The organism is Chromobacterium fluminis, from assembly GCF_011602385.1.
In the GTDB taxonomy this organism is placed as follows: Bacteria; Pseudomonadota; Gammaproteobacteria; order Burkholderiales; family Chromobacteriaceae; genus Chromobacterium; species Chromobacterium fluminis.
In genome coordinates, this window is record NZ_JAAOMA010000032.1 from 45,400 (window position 1) to 61,673 (window position 16,274).

Here is a 16,274-nt window from a genome sequence, read left to right on the forward strand (position 1 = left end):
GGGCGCAGCCGCGCCGCTATATTCTGGAGAAGCAGATGTTCAATTTCATCATCCGCCGAATCTGGCAGATGGTGCCGACGATGTTCGGCGTCATGCTGCTGGTGTTCGTGCTGTTCAACTGGGTGGGCGGAGACCCCACCTACATCCTGGCGGGCAAGCGCCTGACGCCGGAAATCATGGCCAATATCCGCGCCCAGCTGGGCCTGGACCTGAGCTTGCCGCAGCAGTTCTGGCTCTTCGTCAAGCAAGTGGCCGCCTTCGATTTCGGCACCTCCTGGTCCACCCAGCAGTCCGTCACCGCCACGCTGGCTTCGCGCATCGGCCCCTCGCTGACGCTGACCGGCACCTTGCTGGTGTTCGAACTGCTGACCGCGCTGCCCATCGCCATCGTCGTGGCTTACTACCGCGGCACCCTGACCGACCGCATGGTGACGCTGATCTGCACCGTGGCCATGTCCATCAGTTCGCTGGCCTACATCATCGTTGGCCAGTACCTGCTGGCCTTCAAACTGGACTGGTTTCCGGTGATGGGCTGGGACGACGACAGCCTGTTGCGCAGCCTGCTGATCTACGTGCCGCTGCCGCTGATCCTGGGCATGCTGGTGTCGTTGGCGCCCAATGTGCGTTTCTACCGCAGCTTTGTGGTGGAAGAACTGGGCCACGACTACGTGCGCACCGCGCGCGCCAAGGGCTTGTCGGAAAAAACCGTGCTGTTCAAGCACGTGCTGCGCAACGCGCTGATCCCGGTGGTCACCGCGGTGATGATGTCCTTGCCCTTCCTGGTGCTGGGCTCGATGCTGCTGGAGCGCTTTTTCGGCATTCCCGGCATGGGCAATGAACTCCTGATGGCGGTGGACAAGAGCGATTTTCCGGTAATCAAAGCCATTACCGTGACCATCGCCGCCGCCGCCATGGTGTTCAACCTGCTGGCCGACATCATCTACAAGTGGATCGATCCACGCGTGCAACTCAAGTGAGCGCGGAGCACAAGACATGACAACATTGCACAATACCGCCGGCGCGCCGCCGGCCGCCCCCTCGCGCAGCCTGTGGGCGCTGGGCTGGCAACGCTTAAAGCGCGACCGTATCGGCTTCGTCTCCCTGTGGGTGGTGGTGGCCTTCATGCTGCTGGCCGCCGCCGGTTGGCTCAACCTGGCCGGCCGCGGCTGGAACGACGAGATCGCCGCTTCCTACGCGCCGCCCACCTTGCTGCTGGAACAATTCCGCCAGCAGGAAACCCCGCCCGCCGCCGGCGGCCCGTCCACCGCCATCGTGCCCACCGAACGGCTGAAGCCGTCGGAAGATCCGATCCACGACTGGCTGGAAGCCGCGCGCCCGCACGCCGCCCAATACGCGGTGCCGGAAGTGAAGAAGGTGGCGTCGCTGACCTTCGGCGCGGACCAGCGCGGCCGCGACATCCTGGACAAGGTGATCAAGGGCACGGCTACTTCGCTGCTGGTGGGCTTCTTCGGCGCGCTGCTGTCCATCCTGATCGGCACCTCGCTGGGCGCGATGGCCGGCTACTTCGGCCGCAAGGTGGATGATTTCCTGATGTGGTTCTACAGCGTGTTCACCTCGGTGCCGGACATGCTGTTGCTGCTCGCCTTCGCCGCCGTGGCCGGGCGCGGCATCGCCACCGTCATCCTGGTGCTGTCGCTGACCAGCTGGACCGGCACCTTCCGTCTGGTGCGCGCCGAGTTCATCAAGAACCGCTCGCGCGAATATGTGCAGGCGGCGGACGCCATTGGCGCCAGCCATAGCCGCCGCATGTTCATCCACATCCTGCCCAATGTTTCCCACCTGCTGCTGGTGCAGTTCTCCCTCTTGATGGTGGGCCTGATCAAGTACGAAGTGATCCTGTCCTTCCTGGGCTTCGGCGTGGACGTGCGCCAGGTGAGCTGGGGCTCCATGCTGGCGGAAGTGCCGGAAGAGCTGTTGCAGGGCTATTGGTGGCAACTGGCCATGGTGGTGCTGTTCATGTCCACCTTGGTGACCGCTTTCAGCATGTTGACCGATGCGCTGCGCGACGCGCTGGACCCGCGCGCGGCGGTGAAGTGAGTGGGGGAGAACAAACCATGACCCAAAACCAGACCCTGCTGTCGGTGCGCAACCTCAAAGTGGCGTTCCGCCAGGAGAACGGCGGCGAATTCCAGGCGCTCAAGGGCGTCAGCTTCGACATTCCGGCCAAGCGCACCGTGGCCTTGGTGGGCGAATCCGGCTCCGGCAAATCCGTGACCTCCATGGCCATCATGCGCCTGCTGTCGCCGCAGCACGCCAGCATCCACCCGGACAGCCAGATCCTGCTGCAAGGGCGGGATCTGCTCAAGGCCGGCGGCGCCGAGATGCGCGCGCTGCGCGGCAAAGACATCGCGATGATCTTCCAGGAGCCGATGAGCTCGCTGAACCCGGTGTTCAGCGTGGGCGAGCAGATCATGGAAGCCCTGATGCTGCACGCCAAGCTGGGCCGCCGCGCCGCGCGCCGGCGCGCGATCGAACTGTTGCGCGAAGTGGGCCTGCCGGAACCGGAAAGCAAGGTGGACAGCTACCCGCACCAGTTGTCCGGCGGCCAGCAGCAACGGGTGATGATCGCGATGGCCATCGCCTGCGAACCCAAGCTGCTGATTGCCGACGAACCCACCACCGCGCTGGACGTCACCATCCAGAAGCAGATCCTGCAACTGATCGCCGACCTGCAAAAGAAACACGATATGGCGGTGCTGTTCATCACCCACGATCTGGGGGTGGTGGGCGAGTTCGCCGACGAAGTCATCGTCATGCGTCACGGAGAAATCCGCGAGCAGGGCAAGGTGCAGCAAATCTTCGACGCGCCGCAGGACGCCTACACCAAGGCGCTGCTGGCCTGCCGGCCGCACCTGGATCGCCGGCCGCAGCGGCTGGCGGTGATCGACGACTTCCTGCAACCGGGTGGCTATGTGGAGCCGCCGCAGCGCGAACGCGGCTACCGGGCGGACGACGAGATCATCCTGGACGTGCGCGGGCTGAGCAAATCCTTCGACGTGCGCGCAGGCTTGTTCGGCAAACGCCAGTTCCACGCGGTCAAGGACGTGTCCTTCAAACTGGCCAAGGGCAAAACCCTGGGCATCGTCGGCGAATCCGGCTCCGGCAAGACCACCGTCGGTCTGACCCTGGTGCGGCTGCACCAGGCCAGCGGCGGCCAGGCGCTGTTCCACGGCCAGGACCTGCTGGGCATGGACGCCAAGGCCTTCCACGCTTACAAACGCCGCATCCAGATCATCTTCCAGAACCCCTACGCCTCGCTGAACCCGCGCTTCACCGTGGAGCAGATCCTGAGCGAGCCGATGCAGCTGCACGGCATCGGCCGCGACGGCGGCGAACGGCGCAAGCTGGCGCAGGAACTGCTGGACAAGGTGGGGATGCCGGCCGGAGCGCTGCAGAAATACCCGCACGAATTCTCCGGCGGCCAGCGTCAGCGCATCGCCATCGCGCGCTGCCTGACCTTGAAGCCGGAAGTGCTGATCTGCGACGAATCGGTGTCGGCGCTGGACGTGTCGGTACAGGCGCAAGTGCTGAACCTGCTGCAAGACCTGCAGGACGAATACGGTCTGTCCTATCTATTCATCTCGCACGATCTGGCGGTGGTGAAACACATCTCCGACCAAGTGATGGTGATGAACAAGGGCGAAGTGGTGGAGCAGGCGGACGCGGACCAGATCTACCGCGAACCGCGGGAGAGCTATACCCGCAAGCTGTTGGAGTCCATTCCGCAGGGCTGGGTGGGCATGGCGCCGGCCTAAGCGCTGATGGCCATTCGCACAAAACCGCCGGGAAACCGGCGGTTTTTTCATGCTTTGGCGGCAGGAACTGAAAAAAACGCATCGCGGCGGGAATAAAGCGCGTTGGCCATCCGTATACCCCGGACTGGACGCCGAATGGTCGGCGGTTTCGTCAAGATGGAGCGTCGCGGCGCATAGGCCTTGAGGTGAGGGCCGGCAGTTGCCGCGTGTTCTACAACGGGAGGATGGGCGATGAAAGCATGGATGGCGGTGGCGCTGACGGCGCTGAGCATGGGCGCGTTGGCCGGGGAGGCGGCGTCGCGGCGCGACGGCGCGCTGGTGGACGCGCAAGGCATGACGCTATACGTCTTCGACAAGGATGCGGCCGGCAGCGGCCGCAGCGCGTGCAATCAGGCTTGCGCGGCGCTGTGGCCGCCCTTGCTGGCGGCGGCCGAGGACAGCGCGCCGGAGGGTTTCAGCCGGATCCGCCGCGACGACGGCCAGACGCAGTGGGCGTATCAAGGCAAGCCCTTGTACCGTTTCGCCAAAGACGGCAAGCCGGGCGAGCGCGCCGGCGACGGCTTCAAGGAGGTATGGCATGTGGCGCGTTAAAGCGAGGGCGGCGCTGCTGTTGGCGGCGTTGTCGACACCCTTGGCCTGGGCGCAGGAGCCGGCGGCTTTCGATCCGCAAATCCGCAACAACACCCTGGCGGTCAATCCTGCGGAAACGCTGGCCCTGGCCGGCAACAGCTCCCGCGGCACGCTGCTGGCCTATGACTTGCGCGCCGGCAAGCTGCTGCGCGAACTGCCGGGCTTTGTCACGCCGCGCAATATCGTGTTTGCCCCAGACGGGGAACGCTTCTACGTCTCGGACAGCAGCAAGGGCGTGGTGGAGCGCTGGCACGCGGGCAGTTGGACGCGGGAAGCCAGCCTGGCCATCGGGCCGGGGGCTTTCGGCACCGCGCTGAGCCGGGACGGCAGCCGGCTATACGTCAATAATCAGGCCGCCGGCAGCCTGACCGTGGTGAACCTCCCGCAATGGAAGGTGGAAAAAGTGCTGACCGGCTTCGCTCAGCCGCGCCAGGGCATCAAGGTGTCGCCGGATGGCGGCACCGTGTTCGTCACCAACTTCCTGGGCGACAAGATCACCCTGGTGGACGCGGCCAAGCTGGAGACCCGCGCCGAGGTGGGCGGTTTCGACAAGCTGCGCGCCATCTCCGTCAGCGGCGACGGCCGCAGCGTGTTCGCCGCCAACAGCGGCGCGGATACGCTGTCCTGGGTGGATGTGCCCAGCCGGGCCGTGATCAAGACGGTGAAAGTGGGGCAGGAGCCTTACGGCGCGGCCTTGAGGCCGGATGGGCGCTTCTTGTATTCCGGCAACCTCAAGAGCCACTCGCTCACTGTGGTGGCCTTGCCGGCGTTCAAGGCGGTGGGGGAAATCACCGGCTTCAGCGGGCCGCGCCAGGCCATCAGCTTCAGCCGGGACAGCGGCAAGGCCTGGGTGTTGAACGAAGATTTGGGCATTGCGGAGGTGGATTTGACGCGCAAGGCCATTGTCCGGGTGCTGGCCCCCGCCGCTGGATGAGCGAGGCCGCCCAACAGCGCTTCCACCATTTGTTGGTGGACTGCATTCCGCGTTTGCGGCGTTATGCCCGCGCCCTGGTGTTTGATCAGGGCGCGGCGGACGATCTGGTGCAGGACACGCTGGAGCAAGCCTGGCGCAAGTGGCGGCAATGGCGGGAGGACCGCGACTTGCGCCCCTGGCTGTTCGGCATCATGCACCGGCTGCACATTGACGACTTCCGCCGTTACGGCGCCAGGCGGCAGCCGCTGTCGGAGGATATGGCCGAGCTGACGGTGGACGCGCCGCAGGAGCGCGGGCTGGCGCTGCGCGAACTGGCGGCCAATCTGGCCCGGCTGCCGGAGGAACAGCGCGCCGTTCTGCTGTTGTTGGCGCTGGAGGACATGAGCTATCAGCAAATTGCCGCGGCGCTGGACATTCCGCTGGGCACGGTGATGTCGCGGCTGAGCCGCGGGCGCGAACGCTTGCGCGGTTTGATGGAGGCGGGCGCCGCGCCGGCCGTCGGAGGAGGGGTTTGATGGAAACGGTCACGGAACAGGAATTGCAGGCTTATCTGGACGACGCCTTGCCGCTGGAGCGGCGCGCGGCGGTGGAGGCCTATTTGGAAAACCACCCGGAGGCGCGGGAGCGGCTGCGGGCTTACCGCCGCTTGCAAGACGACATCGGCGCCTTGTTCGAGCCGGCCTTGCGAGAGCCTATCCCGCCGCGTCTGCTGGCCGCCGCGCTGCCGCCGCCGGCCCCGCTGCGGCGAGGGTGGAGCGTGCCATGGTGGCAGGGCGCGGCCGCGTCCCTATTGATGTTGGCGCTGGGCGGCGGCGGCGGCTGGTTGCTGCGCGGTCAGCAGCAAGCGCCGGCTGCGCCGTTGGTTGCCGCGGCGGACAGCCAGGAGCGCCTGCCCAGCTTGGCGGCGATGGCGCATGTGGTGTACAGCCCGGATGTGAAGCGGCCGGTGGAAATCGACGCCGAGCATCAGGACCAGCTGGTGGCCTGGCTGTCCAAGCGCCTGCAAAGCCGGGTGAAGCCGCCGCTGCTGAGCGCGCAAGGGTATGAGTTGATCGGCGGCCGGCTGTTGCCGGGCGAACAAGGGCCGGTGGCCCAGTTCATGTACCACAACGCCGCCGGTCAGCGCATGACCTTGTACGTGGCCACCACGGCCGCGGCGCGTCGCGACGCCGGCTTCCGCTTCGCCAGCCAGGGGCCGGTGAATGTGTTTTATTGGTGGGACGGCCGCTTCGCCTATGCCTTGTCGGCCGGCTTGGCGCGGGATGAACTGGGGAGATTGGCGGAGGCGGCGCATCGTCAGTTGCGGGTTTCTTGAGAACGTGTTTACGCTCTCGCGAGCTAAGGCGAGACAAGGCGAAAACGAGCGAAAAAGCGGAATGTACCGGTGGTACATGGGCACTGAGCTTGGTTTCAACGCCCATTTCTATCCATCCCGCCGACGCGCAGCAGATCGTAAACAGGTTCTGAGCCGCAGCGTAAAAAAACGCCGCCGGTTGGCCCCGGCGGCGTTGTCTTTTGACGGCTGGCCTAAGTTCAGGCCGCGTCGTTCACCCAGCGGATGGCTTGGGCCGGCGCAACCTTGTTCTCGGTCACGATCTGCAGGGCCAGGCCGCCGCAGGAGGTTTCACGGTACTTGGCGTCCATGTCCTTGCCGGTTTCGTACATGGCGGCGATCACCTTGTCCAGCGACACCTTGGGGCTGCTGACGCGGTGCATGGCCATGCGCGCGGCGTTGATGGCCTTGACCGCGGCGATGGCGTTGCGCTCGATGCAGGGAATCTGCACCTGGCCGCCCACCGGGTCGCAAGTCAGGCCCAGGTTGTGCTCCATGGCGATTTCCGCCGCCATGCACACCTGGGACGGGCTGCCGCCCATCAGTTCGGTCAGGCCGGCCGCGGCCATGGAACAAGCCACGCCCACCTCGCCCTGACAGCCCACCTCGGCGCCGGAGATCGACGCGTTCAGCTTGAACAGGCAGCCAATGGCGCCGGAAGACAGGAAGAAGCGCAGGCAGCTGTCCTCGTCCAGCGGCTGGATGAAGTGGTTGTAGTAGGCCAAGACCGCCGGCACGATGCCGCAGGCGCCGTTGGTGGGCGCGGTGACCACGCGGCCGCCGGCCGCGTTTTCTTCCGACATCGCCATCGCGTACATATTGACCCAGTCCATCACGCTCATCGGGTCATTGGCCACTTGCAAGGAGCTGGTCAGCATGCGGTGCAGCGCCGGCGCGCGGCGCGGAATCCGCATCGGGCCGGGCAGATTGCCCTCGGTGCGCATGCCGCGGTCTATGCTGGTCTTCATCACATCCCACACCTTGGCGAAGTGCTGCTCGACATCCTTGGCTTCGTGGAAGGCTTTTTCGTTTTCCATCACCAGCGCGGAAATGGACAGGCCGGTTTCCTCACACATATCCATCATCTGCTGCGCGCTGAGGAAGTGATAAGGCACCGGGGTGTCGCTGCAGGAGCTCTGATTGAAATGCTCCTCGTCCACGATGAAGCCGCCGCCGATCGAATAATACGTCTTGGTCAGCACGCACTCGTCGCCAACAAAGGCGTGGATCTGCATGCCGTTTTCGTGCATCGGCAGGTTGGCGGTGTGGAAGTCCATATCAAAGCCCACGCGCTGATGGGTGCGGCCCAGCGTCAACTGGTGGGTTTTTTCCACATCGGCGATCAAGGCCGGAGTCTGTTCCGGGTCCACGGTGTCCGGCAGATTGCCGGCCAGGCCCAGAATGATGGCGTGGTCGGTGCAATGGCCCTTGCCGGTCAGGGCCAGCGAGCCGTAGCAATCCACGTGGACATGGGTGACTTGGTTGAAGCGGCCGGTTTCCTTGAGCGAGCCCAGGAACTGGTGGCCGGCTTTCATCGGACCGACGGTGTGGGAACTGGAGGGGCCTACGCCGATTTTGTAGATATCAGTCATGCTGAACATGATTGCTTACCTCTTGGCTTGATACTTTGGCTTGATGCTGAGGAACCCGGCCGGCCGTGACCGGCCGGGCTGTCAGAGAAGGGCGATCAGGCGAACAGATCGTAGAAGATGGCGGAGATGGCGATCAGGCCGATCAGAACCACGAAGATGTTGCTGGCGGCGCCGGAGTATTTCTTCATGGCCGGCACTTTGGCGATGGCGTACATCGGCATCAGGAACAGCAGCATCGCGATGACCGGGCCGCCCAGGGTTTCGATCATGCCCAGGATGCTGGGGTTGAAAGTGGCTACAGCCCAGGTGGTGATGATCATGAACACGGCGGTGAAGCGGTCCAGCTTGGCGGTTTCGATAGTCTTGCCGCTCTGGCGCAGCTGTTTGATGATCAGGCCGTTGAAGCCTTCTTTGGCGCCCAGGTAGTGACCCAGGAAGGACTTGCTGATGGCGACCATGGCGATCAGCGGAGCCACCCATTCAATCACCGGGTTGCGGAAGTGGTTGGCCAGGTAGGACAGGATGGAAATGTTCTGCGCTTTGGCGGCGGCCAGGTCGGCCGGGGACAGGCTGAACACACAGCTGAACACGAAGAACATCACCGACAGCACCATCATGACGTGAGCGCGGATCAGTACGCGGCCGGCGGCCGGTTCTGCGGCGTCGCCATGCAGCTTCTGCTGGTCAACCGAGAAGGACGAAATGATGGGCGAGTGGTTGAAGGAGAACACCATGACCGGGATGGCCAGCCACAGCGTCTTGTAGAACGCGCCGTGGGACAGGGCGTCGCCCAGGCTGCCGGCTTGCTGGATGGCCGAGCTGTTCCATTCCGGAACCAGGTACAGCGCCAGCAGCATCAGGCAGGCGACAAAGGGGTAAACCAACACGCTCATGGCCTTGACGATCATCTTCTCGCCCAGGCGCACGATGGCCATCAGACCCAGGATCAGGATCAGCGACAGAATGGCGCGCGGCGGAGCGGACACGCCCAGCTGGTTGACCATGAAGGACTGCACGGTGTTGGTGATGGCCACGCTGTACACCAACAAGATGGGGTAGATGGCGAAGAAGTACAGCAGGGTGATCAACTTGCCGGCGCCCACGCCGAAGTGCTCTTCCACGACTTCAGTGATATCCGCGCCCGGCTTGGAGCTGGACAGCACGAAACGGGTGAGGCCGCGGTGAGCGAAGAAGGTCAGCGGCAGGGCCAGCAGCGCCATGACGATCAGCGGCCACAGGCCGCCGATGCCGGCGTTGATGGGCAGGAACAGGGTGCCGGCGCCAATGGCGGTGCCGTACAGACCCAACATCCAGACGGTATCTTGCTTGGTCCAAGAGGACGAAGCGCCTGATTTGGGCAGGGGGGTGGAAACGGCTTGAGACATGATATTGGCCTTCATAAAAGACAAATGGGGTAATCGTTTTGACGTGCCGCTCAGCGACGCGCCGTTTATCTCTTGCTAGCTAGACTTTTAGTCAGTAGCGGGAACCGCTGATTAGTGAGTCACGCTTCATTGATGTGCATGGTATAGGCAGTTGTACCGCAGCGGTTACACCTTTCAGAACATCAGTTGATTCTAATCAACTTTATTTTGAAGCAAAACGAACATCCGAACAATTGCTATTTGCTGTTGATGTCTTATCAATATCATGATGATTGCTTATTTTTGGTTTAAAAACACGAAAAATAAAGGGTAATCATTATAAAATGGCTTAGAAGTGCACCAATATGGGGAATATTCCAATTTTCGGATTGTTTTGTTTTCATGTTGCTTTGCTGATTGTTGCTGAGTGAAATCGAGCGCTTGCTTGAAAAAGTGCATCGACTTTGCACAATAGTTCTAGGCAGTTGTAGCACGGAGCAACACGCCAATGGCATGGTGTGCGCTATGGCTTAGGTGTGGGGCGCTGATGTGGAGAGGGTGAAAAAAAGGTTGGCGATTGTTTTGTAAGTTGATGAATATAATGAGTTAATTTAAGGTTTGTGCCGAGGGTAGGGGTAGCGGGGTAGGTGTTGGGAGCAGGGGTTTACGTCAAGATATTTGCTATATCAGTCTGGCGGGGAAGAGGCTGTGGAGTATCATAATATGAAATTTGAGCGACAAAATTGTTTTCGAAAACGAACAAAAATATTTCAAAACGAACAATATTTGGTTGGTTTCCAACATGCCATCGGCGTTCAAACGATCGTTTGTCTATTATCTATATGATTTTCATGGTGTTTTTTATTGTTGGCTATCGAGCTTTCCATTCGCCTAAGAGCCTGTGCAAAGTCTCGCGAGCAAGAACGAGGCGTGACCTTGTCGTTGAAGATAAGGAATGTACAAGCGGTGCATGAGCATTCTGAAGCCGCTTGTAGGTCTCTATCTGACTGTTCCGCAGAAGCGCGGCAAACTTTGAAGTTCGTAAGGAGGGCTGGCGGCCTTAGAACCTGTTCACGATCTGCTGCGCGTGGTGAGACGCCTCACGGTGAGTACGGCTTCGAAATGCTCATGTACCACTCGTAAATTCCGCTTTCTCAGCTGTTTTCGTCTTGTCTCGCTTTGGCTCGCTAAACCGTAAGCACGCTCTTAGGTGGTGGCTGAACCGCGGCGGGGCCGAAAATCCCTTGCCGGACATGTTGTAAAAAGAAAGGCTTGAGTAGAAGTGTGCAAGGGAAAGACCTGCGTTTGATAGTTATCAAACAACAATGATGCAATACGAACATAAAATTTTCGTGAACCAACAATCAGCGCATCCGTTCGCATGGGAACCAACCTCCTAGGTGGCCAACAAACACATTGCAGGAACTGGGCTTGAGCCGGCCTCTCCGCCAGCCAGCCTTAGAGACGGCATGATCAGTTGATAGGCTTTCTAATAAGGTTGGCCCGCATGACAGCGGCTCTGCTCAAGCTCGCGAAATGAAAAACATGAATCACGCCTCCACACTCGCCTACGTCGCGGCCGAAGCCGCCTCCAAACAGACCGTGCTGCGACAGCACCCCGGGCGCTACCTATTAAGCGCCGGCATGGCCGGCGCGCTGATCGCCGTCGTGCTCAGCGTCAGCCTCAAGCTGGGCCAGGTCTTCTTCGCCGTCGGCTCTCCCGGCTACTACATCGCCGTGGCCGGCTTCTTCGGCGTGGCCCTGGTCAGCATCATCGTTTGCAAGCTGGAGCTGTTCACCAGCAACGTCATGTACTTCAGCATCGGCGTGCTCAGCGGCGATTGCCGCGTGTGCAATCTGCTGCGCAGCTGGACCATGGTCTATCTGGGCAATTTGCTGGGCGTGTTGTTGTTCACCGCGGTGTTTGCCGGAGCGGGCGGCATGGGCAGCCTGCCGGCCGACCATCTGCTGTTCAACGTGGCCGCGCACAAGGTTCACGCCGGCGCTTGGGAAATCTTCTGGAAGGGCGCGCTGTGCAACTGGGTGATCTGTCTGGCGGTATGGGTGCCGTTGCGCATGGCCGGCGACGCGGCCAAGATGCTGATGATCCTGCTGCTGGTCTTCGTGTTCTTCTTCTCCGGCTTTGAGCACAGCATCGCCAATATGGCCTTCTTCTCGCTGGCCCTGTTGCACGGCATGCAAGGCCTGGACGCCGCCGCTATCCTGCACAATATGATTCCGGCCACCCTGGGCAATATCGCCGGCGGCGCGCTGGGCGTGGGCCTAGTGGTCTACTTGCTGGAGCGTCACACCCTGCCGGTGCGTCGCGAAGCCGCAAAACCGGCCGCGACGGCGCTCGGAAGCCGTGTTTGATGTTCGTTTTCGAATGTAATGCGCCGGCTACAATGACGGCGTGTTGATGGTGGATTTCAGGGTATTGAAAATAAAGCGTTTTTTAAGGAATTTTGCCGGCGCGGCACCCGGTTTGGAAACCGGGTTTTAGTCTGCGGCATTTGATCTTGATCAAACGATTTTTTTCGAAACCGAATGTACAATATGTTCAGTACTCAACATTTACTGATAGTTACTAGGAGGCACACATGGATGCTCTGAATCGTGACGCGACTCAAGCCAACCCCTGGCGCGATTTCACCGGTGGTGAATGGCAAAGCAAGGTGGATGTCCGCAACTTCATCCAGCTGAACTACAAGCCGTTTGAAGGCGACGCCAGCTTCCTGGCGCCCGCTACCGCGCGCACCCAAAAGCTGTGGGACACCCTGAGCGAGTTGCTGAAAGAAGAACGCGCCCGTGGCGTGCTGGACGTAGCCGCGGACCGCGGCAGCTCCATCACCGCGCATGACGCCGGCTACATCGACCAAGCCAGCGAAGTCATCGTCGGCCTGCAAACCGATGCGCCGCTCAAGCGCGCCATCATGCCCAACGGCGGTCTGCGCATGGTTGAAAACGGCCTGGAAGCCTTCGGCTTCAAGCTGGACCCGGTCATCAAGGACGTGTGGACCCACTACCGCAAGAGCCACAACCAGGGCGTGTTCGACACCTACACCCCGGACATCATGGCCGCGCGTAAATCCGGCGTGATCACCGGCTTGCCGGACGCCTACGGCCGCGGCCGCATCATCGGCGACTACCGCCGCGTGGCCCTGTACGGCACCGACTTCCTGCGCGCCGAACGCCAAAAAGTATTCCATGAGCTGGACGACGCCGTTTTCAACGAAGACGTGCTGCGCCTGCGCGAAGAACTGTCCGAACAATTCCGCGCGCTGGACGAACTGAAGCAAATGGCCGCCAAATACGGCTTCGACATCAGCCGCCCGGCCGTCAACGCCCGCGAAGCGGTGCAGTGGACCTACTTCGCCTACCTGGCCGCCGTGAAAGAACAAAACGGCGCCGCCATGTCCTTCGGCCGCGTCGCCACCTTCCTGGACGTCTACATCGAGCGCGATCTGGCCTCCGGCGCGCTGACGGAAGAACAAGCCCAGGAAATGATCGACGACCTGGTGATCAAGCTGCGCATCGTGCGCTTCCTGCGCACCCCGGAATACGACCAACTGTTCTCCGGCGACCCGACCTGGGTGACCGAATCCATCGGCGGCATGGGCGAAGACGGCCGCACCCTGGTGAGCAAGAGCAGCTTCCGCTTCCTCAACACCCTGTACAACCTGGGCCCGGCGCCGGAACCCAACCTGACCGTGTTGTGGTCCACCCAGCTGCCGCGCGGCTTCAAAGACTTCTGCGCCAAAGTGTCCATCGACACCAGCTCCATCCAGTACGAAAACGACGACCTGATGCGTCCGCACTGGGGCGACGACTACGGCATCGCCTGCTGCGTCTCCGCGATGCGCATCGGCAAGCAAATGCAATTCTTCGGCGCCCGCGCCAACCTGGCCAAAGCCATGCTCTACGCCATCAACGGCGGCGTGGATGAGAAATCCGGCCTGCAAGTGGCCAAGGGTTTTGAGCCGATCAAGAGCGACGTGCTGACCTACGACGAACTGATGCCCAAGTTCGACCTGCTGATGGACTGGCTGGCCGCCACTTACGTCAAGGCGCTGAACTGCATCCACTACATGCACGACAAGTACGCCTACGAACGCATCGAAATGGCGCTGCACGACCGCGACATCCTGCGCACCATGGCTTGCGGCATCGCCGGCCTGTCCGTGGCCGCCGACTCCCTGTCCGCCATCAAGCACGCCAAAGTGCACATCATCCGCAACGAAGCGGGCCTGGCGGTGGACTACAAGATCGAAGGCGACTACCCGGCTTACGGCAACAACGATGACCGCGCCGACAGCATCGCGGTATGGCTGACCGAAACCTTCATGGACAAGATCAAGGCCCAGCCGCACTTCTATCGCAATGCCATGCCGACTCAGTCCGTGCTCACCATCACCTCCAACGTGGTGTACGGCAAGAAAACCGGCAACACCCCGTGCGGCCGCCGCGCCGGCGAACCGTTCGCCCCAGGCGCCAACCCGATGAACGGCCGCGACGTGAAAGGCTTTGTCGCCGCAGGCGCATCGGTAGCCAAGCTGCCGTACGAAGCCGCGCTGGACGGCATCAGCTGGACCGCCTCCGCCACCCCGGACGCATTGGGCCATAGCGAAGAAGAACGCGTAGCCAACCTGGCCAACTGCCTGGACGGCTTCTCCGACGCCGGCGGCTTCCACGTCAACGTCAACGTGTTCAAGCGCGAAACCCTGATGGACGCGATGGAACACCCGGAGCTGTACCCGCAACTGACCATCCGCGTGTCCGGCTATGCGGTGAACTTCGTCAAGCTGACGCGCGAGCAACAGCTGGACGTGATCAACCGCACCTTCCACGGCAGCATGTAAGCGCAAGGCCGCTGGCCATCGCGACGGCCAGCCGGCACCGCGCCAAGCCTCCCCTCCTAGGGGAGGCTTTTTTTATGCGCGGCGGTTTTGGATCAGTGCCGCAAAAAATGCCCATGTGCTATAAAATGGTTTCATTTATACGTCATTCTTTCTGAGCGCCAGCGACACCCAAGCGCGTCGGAGGAGGGGGGCATGCACAAGAACACCATCTGCCTGTGGTACGACGGCGACGCCGAAGACGCCGCGCGTTTCTACGCCGCCACCTTCCCGGATAGCCGCGTCGGCGCTGTGCTGCGCGCGCCCGGCGATTACCCTGCCGGCAAAGAAGGCGATGTGCTCACCGTGGAGTTCACCGTGCTAGGCATTCCCTGTCTGGGTATCAATGGAGGCCCTGTTTTCAAACACAGCGAAGCCTTTTCCTTCCAAGTGACCACCGAAGACCAGGCCGAAACCGACCGCCTGTGGCAAGCCATTGTCTGCAACGGCGGCCAGGCCAGCGCCTGCGGCTGGTGCAAGGATAAATGGGGCCTGAGCTGGCAAATCACCCCGCGCGCGTTGACCGAGGCGTTGGCCGATCCGGACCGCGCTGCCGCCAAGCGGGTGTTCGACGCGATGATGGGGGTGGTGAAGATTGATATTGCGGGGATTGAGAAGGCGAGGAGGGGGTAGTTATGAGTGGGAAAGTTTTATCTTTGCTGGGGGCGGCTGACTGCCAGTAACGGATCTCAAGGAAATTGCTCCAAAGCAGCCGTAAGCGAGAGGGGCTCACAGGATGACAGCCTGCACCGCGGACATAAAAATTCCTATGTCATTGCTTGCGCCGCGTATTACTGCAAATATCCTCGTAAATATTTCCTGGAATCTCAAAATAGCCTGGAGCGCGGGCTTCCCGGCTGTTGTGCTATCCAGAGGATACAGCACTCTACCAGTATTATTCATTTGTAATGCTATATGTTTTCTCAATGCTTTTTAAATAATCATACATATGGAAAAAGTAAAAATAAAGCTCGTCACAATCGGCCACCTCCCGTTACATCTAAACCTCCGGCGGGTCTCCGCGTGGAGCTCAGAAGTATTTGAGCTTGTCGGGGGAATTGATAATTTTGATCTGCGCTGTGATTCAGATGGCCCTGACTGGGAGTTTTCCGACGACCTCTTGAGAAAGCAGCTTCCTGCCCTCTCCGGCGCAGATTTTCTCTTGACAATCGTCAACGTTCCGATTGAAAACAACTGGTACTGCAGGCGACTCGGAAATAATCAGGTCGTCTTTACGTTCAGCCAAATTAGGGAATTTCTTGCTTGGGAAAACATCCCGCTTGAAAATGCAATCCTTCGAGTTCTCTATGCCTATACACTTCTCTATCTCCGTTCAGGGAACAAGATGCCGGGGTTTAGCGAAGCCCCAAGTTTCACTCATGATGAAACGCGCGGGTGCCTTTTCGATATGAATGGCATTAAGTCTGATCTGGTTGAGTCTTGCAATAAACCTGTTGTGTGTGGTGAGTGCGAAGAACGGCTAAGAAACGAGCGCGTGTCTAATCAAACAATTAATACAGTGCAAAAAGAGACAAAACAAATTCGAAAGCAACTGTACTACAGAGTATTCGACTTTGTTAAGGCAAAGCCTGTAATTACCTTGGCTATTTCAAGTGTGTTTGCGGAGGTGTCAGGAATTCTGTGTGCCGAGGTCGGTTAAACAAATCTCAGCCGAGAGCGTCAGTGAAGCGCTCGCCGAACAGAATAGCAAACTGGTTGGCTGCTTGCTTCCAAGTGATCGGCGGCATCT

At 60.9% G+C, this 16,274-nt stretch carries 13 protein-coding genes; 11 read left to right on the forward strand and 2 right to left on the reverse strand.

Features of this window, described 5'->3' with window-relative positions:
* Nucleotides 1-35: 35 nt before the first annotated feature.
* The 7 genes from HA052_RS19150 to HA052_RS19180 all read left to right on the forward strand — a co-directional run bounded on the left by HA052_RS19150 (nt 36) and on the right by HA052_RS19180 (nt 6,655).
* Nucleotides 36-977, forward strand: coding sequence for an ABC transporter permease (locus tag HA052_RS19150; protein ID WP_166453129.1), 942 nt, complete (start codon nt 36-38; stop codon nt 975-977).
* A 16-nt stretch (nt 978-993) separates the two neighbouring features.
* On the forward strand, nt 994-2,058 hold the full coding sequence (locus tag HA052_RS19155; protein ID WP_166453130.1) for an ABC transporter permease: 1,065 nt from the start codon (nt 994-996) through the stop codon (nt 2,056-2,058).
* Nucleotides 2,059-2,075: 17 nt separating this feature from the next.
* Entirely contained in the window at nt 2,076-3,776 is a 1,701-nt protein-coding gene (locus HA052_RS19160) for an ABC transporter ATP-binding protein (protein ID WP_166453131.1), read from the forward strand.
* A gap of 231 nt (nt 3,777-4,007) precedes the next feature.
* Nucleotides 4,008-4,367, forward strand: coding sequence for a COG4315 family predicted lipoprotein (locus HA052_RS19165; RefSeq protein ID WP_166453132.1), 360 nt, complete (start codon nt 4,008-4,010; stop codon nt 4,365-4,367).
* The gene (locus HA052_RS19170) at nt 4,354-5,340 is read left to right on the forward strand and encodes a YncE family protein (protein ID WP_166453133.1); all 987 of its coding nucleotides are present in this window, start codon (nt 4,354-4,356) and stop codon (nt 5,338-5,340) included. The genes HA052_RS19165 and HA052_RS19170 overlap by 14 nt, the downstream gene beginning before the upstream one ends.
* Nucleotides 5,337-5,855 carry an RNA polymerase sigma factor gene (locus HA052_RS19175; RefSeq protein WP_166453134.1) on the forward strand — a complete coding sequence of 173 codons (519 nt, stop codon included), beginning with the start codon at nt 5,337-5,339 and terminating at the stop codon, nt 5,853-5,855. Before HA052_RS19170 ends, HA052_RS19175 begins: the two co-directional genes overlap by 4 nt.
* A complete protein-coding gene (locus HA052_RS19180) occupies nt 5,855-6,655 on the forward strand; it encodes an anti-sigma factor family protein (protein ID WP_166453135.1) in 801 nt (266 codons plus the stop codon). Before HA052_RS19175 ends, HA052_RS19180 begins: the two co-directional genes overlap by 1 nt.
* A gap of 218 nt (nt 6,656-6,873) precedes the next feature.
* On the opposite strand, the gene HA052_RS19185 is transcribed toward HA052_RS19180, so the two are convergent.
* Together HA052_RS19185 and HA052_RS19190 are read right to left on the reverse strand one after the other, a co-directional pair.
* Nucleotides 6,874-8,274 carry an L-serine ammonia-lyase gene (locus HA052_RS19185; RefSeq protein ID WP_081551230.1) on the reverse strand — a complete coding sequence of 467 codons (1,401 nt, stop codon included), beginning with the start codon at nt 8,272-8,274 and terminating at the stop codon, nt 6,874-6,876.
* 86 nt (nt 8,275-8,360) lie between these two features.
* Complete coding sequence (locus HA052_RS19190; protein WP_166453136.1) at nt 8,361-9,650, reverse strand: HAAAP family serine/threonine permease; 1,290 nt, start codon at nt 9,648-9,650, stop codon at nt 8,361-8,363.
* Nucleotides 9,651-11,174: 1,524 nt separating this feature from the next.
* Between HA052_RS19190 and HA052_RS19195 the strand changes: the two genes are divergently transcribed.
* The 4 genes from HA052_RS19195 to HA052_RS19210 all read left to right on the forward strand — a co-directional run bounded on the left by HA052_RS19195 (nt 11,175) and on the right by HA052_RS19210 (nt 16,184).
* A complete protein-coding gene (locus HA052_RS19195) occupies nt 11,175-12,002 on the forward strand; it encodes a formate/nitrite transporter family protein (RefSeq protein WP_166453137.1) in 828 nt (275 codons plus the stop codon).
* 227 nt (nt 12,003-12,229) lie between these two features.
* The gene (gene pflB / locus HA052_RS19200) at nt 12,230-14,488 is read left to right on the forward strand and encodes a formate C-acetyltransferase (protein WP_166453138.1); all 2,259 of its coding nucleotides are present in this window, start codon (nt 12,230-12,232) and stop codon (nt 14,486-14,488) included.
* 192 nt (nt 14,489-14,680) lie between these two features.
* On the forward strand, nt 14,681-15,157 hold the full coding sequence (locus HA052_RS19205) for a VOC family protein (RefSeq protein WP_166453139.1): 477 nt from the start codon (nt 14,681-14,683) through the stop codon (nt 15,155-15,157).
* Nucleotides 15,158-15,473: 316 nt separating this feature from the next.
* Nucleotides 15,474-16,184, forward strand: coding sequence for a hypothetical protein (locus HA052_RS19210; protein ID WP_166453140.1), 711 nt, complete (start codon nt 15,474-15,476; stop codon nt 16,182-16,184).
* Nucleotides 16,185-16,274: the final 90 nt, after the last annotated feature.